The 916-nt window shown below is 66.7% G+C and carries 1 protein-coding gene; it reads right to left on the reverse strand.

The window, feature by feature from the left end; genetic code table 11:
- Positions 1 to 916 (reverse strand): chromate efflux transporter (chrA, locus tag ACYVO7_RS25730; protein WP_460452609.1); only part of this gene is annotated, 916 nt, incomplete at both ends.

Genomic DNA, 916 nt, shown 5'->3' on the forward strand with positions numbered 1-916 from the left:
TGGGTCGCGGAACGCCGCCATGAACCCCACGAACTGCAACACCATGATCAGCGGGCCTGGCGTGGTTTCGGCCATGCCGAGGCCGTCCAGCATCTCGCCGGGCTTGAGCCAACCGAAGCTCTCCACGGCCTGCTGCGCCACATAGGCCAGCACGGCGTAAGCGCCGCCAAAGGTGACCATCGCCATCTTGGAGAAGAACAAGGCGATCTGGCTGAAGGTGTCGGATGGACCCAGCGCCAGCAGCAGGGCGAGGACCGGCGCCAGCCAGAGCAGCGCTGAGACGCCGGCCGCCCGCATGGAGCTAACTCGGCTTGGCGTTGGCGGACCGGACCCGTCGTCGCCGAGCAGGTAGGCGATGTGCGAGCCATCGGCGGCCTTCTTGGGACCATGACCGCCGCCAACCGCGAACTGCTTCAGGCCGGCGCGGCCGCCGAAATAGCCGATGAGCCCGGCCCCCAGTACGATCGCTGGGAACGGCGCGCCGAAAAAGAAGATCGCGACGAAGGCGACCGCCGCGAGCGCGACCATCAGGCGGTTCTTCAGCGCTTTCGAGCCGACCCGCAGCACGGCTTGCAGAACCACGGCGAGCACCGCCGCCTTCAGGCCGAAGAACAGCGCCGAAACGAAGCCGACTGCGCCGAAAGCCGCATAGATCCAGCTCAGCGCCATGATGGCGAGGATGCCGGGCACGATGAACAGGCCACCGGCGACCACGCCGCCCCGGGTCCCGTGCATCAGCCAGCCCACATAGGTCGCCAATTGTTGCGCCTCGGGGCCCGGCAGGAGCATGCAGTAGTTCAAGGCATGCAGGAACCGATTGTCAGAGATCCAGCGCTTCTCATCGACCAGGATGCGATGCATGACGGCGATCTGACCGGCCGGACCGCCAAACGAGAGCGCTGCGATACGGGCCCAG

This window comes from Alsobacter sp. SYSU BS001988 (genome assembly GCF_054796215.1).